Here is a 2397-nt window from a genome sequence, read left to right on the forward strand (position 1 = left end):
GATGACCGTGGCGATTGTCCAGCGGGCCGCTGGTGACAGTGGTTTTTCCATCACCGAGAATATGGCCCTGCTGGTTATCCAGCAACTGTCCGTCAGTATCCAGAGTCAGGGCGTCGGCGGATTGTAAAGTCCCGTTGCGGTTGGTCAGTTGTCGGCTGTGAATGACCAGTCCGCCATTTCCGGCTATCTGTCCCTGAGTATTATTAAGCGCGGTGCTGGTCAGCACAGTTTTGCCGTCCGCCGCGATTATCCCGCCAGTGTTATTGATATCGCCGGTACGCAAAGTTAAGTGTCCGCCGCTTAACAACCGGCCCGTTTTTTGGTCGGCGTGGTGAGTGTTAGTAAAACCATGCCCGTGGGTATCAATAGCCATCTCGCGGCCAGATTGTAATAGCCCCGCGGTATTATCCAGTTCGCCGCTGTTTAAAGTCAGGTTGTCCTCGGCTATCACCTGTCCCGCAGTATTGGTGAAAGGATGGCCTGTGGTCTGGCTGTCAATGTTTTGCGCCAGCAACACGCCCTGTGAGTTATCCAACGTCTGGCTGGTTGTAGTCAGTCGGGTTTTGGCTTCAAGACGACCGTTAACGTTTTGAATGGCTTTGTCAACAGTGAGGGTGGCGCTGTCCCCGGTTGCCACGATGCTCCCCCGGCGATTATCCAGTTGAGTGGCGCTCAGTTGGAGCGCGTGGCCCGCTTCCAGTCGGCCCGACTGATTGTCCAGCGTGTCTTTGACTGCCAATGTCAACGAACCTTGGTCGGCGGCTACGATGTTGCCGTGACGATTATCGACGGTCGCTGCTTTAAGGCTCAGATTACCGTTGCCCGCAAGGGTACCGCGCTGGTTATCCAGCTTCCGGGTGGTGAGGGACAGGGTATCTTTGCCCTGTTGTTGCATCACGCCGCCTTGATGACTCAGGGTGTTGGCGTTGACGGTTATCTGCCCGGCCTGAGTTTCAGCCTGGTTGAGTTGCAGTTCACCGGCCTGTATCGTCAGGGCGCCATTGGTGAGCAGCTTGCCCTTATCACCCAGCCACCGTTGCGTGTTGAGCGATAATCGACCCTGACCGGCCAATTGCACCGTCCCCTGGTTGTTATCGGCCTGATGCGCGGTGAGATGCAGGTCCTCGCCCTGACTGGCAATATTGCCCTGACGGTTGTTAAGCCGGTCAGTGGTAAGGGTCAATTTCCCCTGATTGAACACTGTCCCCTCACGGTTATTCAGGGTGCGGGTATGGAGCGCCAGTTCACCGGTCCCGGTCTGGTTAATTTTTCCCTGCTGGTTGGATAAATCCGGGGTCGTCAGGTGGATTTCCTTCGCCACTAACTGGCCGCCGTCGTTGTTAAACTGGCCCGGCGTTTTCGCAATAAAACGGTCGGCGTTGATGGTGGCGCGAGCGGTACTGATGCCCGCTTGACCGGCTGTGAGTTGAATCTGCCCGGCCGCCGTCTGGCTGTCGCTCAGGTCAATCTGTTGGCTGTGGACAGCCAGCGTATCGGCGGCCAGATTTTTCCCCTTCGCCTGAACGTGCTGCGCGGTCAGAGTCAGTGAGCCGGGACGGGTAGTGTTGCCGTTATCATCCAGCCCCGCGGCCCACACGCTGTCATGGCTGCTGTGTATTGTGCCTGCGTTGACCGTGGTATCGCCGCGAGCTTCCACCCGGCCCTGATTGCGCAGTGCTCCTTTGGTCTGTAAATTCACCGCCGATTGTGACAGCAATTTGCCGGTGTTAGTGACATCGGCAGACGAGGTTAATTGTAACGTATCCCGGCTGCTGAGGGTGCCGCGGTTCTCTACCCAGCCATCGGCGGTGATATGGATCTCCCCGGCAGACGCGCCGATATTACCGGCATTATGCACGCCCACCCCCGTTTCGGTGCCTATCAGCCTGATTTTATGGGCATACATGCCGCCCAGCGCCGCCACATCCAACGCAAACGCCGGGTGCTTTTCATCGTCAATCGATTTTTTCTCCACCTGCTGATGCGCCGCATCCACAATATTGCGCCCGGCGGTCACTTTCAGGTCTTGCGCATGTAATTTGGCGTTAATCGCCACGGAGCGGGCGATAATATCGGTGTAGCTTTGCTGTGTGCTGTCCATGCCGCGCCCGTCAATCCGCACGTCCCCCTGATTGACATCAAACCCTTTCAGTCGGCCCCGTTCCATCAGGGCTTGCCCGGTGGTGAGCGTAGTGCGATGCGCGTTAATAAAACCGCAACCGTTACAGGTGATGCCCGAAGGATTGGCAATAATTACCTCGGCTTTATGCCCGGCCACTTCAATCCAGCCGTTGAGGTGACTACGGTTATGGTTATTGACCTCATTGAGGATAATGCTGGCGTCCCCTTTGGCTAACCACGGATTACCGGCCACCATGCCGCCGAGTTGCGTCTGGG

The 2397-nt window shown here is 57.0% G+C and carries 1 protein-coding gene; it reads right to left on the minus strand.

Translation table 11 applies throughout. The annotated features are described in order from the left end of the window. The coding region (locus tag EAE90_RS23015; protein WP_214055426.1) for a two-partner secretion domain-containing protein at positions 1-2397 on the minus strand (2397 nt) is incomplete at both ends.

Source organism: Photorhabdus caribbeanensis (assembly GCF_018448885.1).
GTDB lineage: Bacteria > Pseudomonadota > Gammaproteobacteria > Enterobacterales > Enterobacteriaceae > Photorhabdus > Photorhabdus caribbeanensis.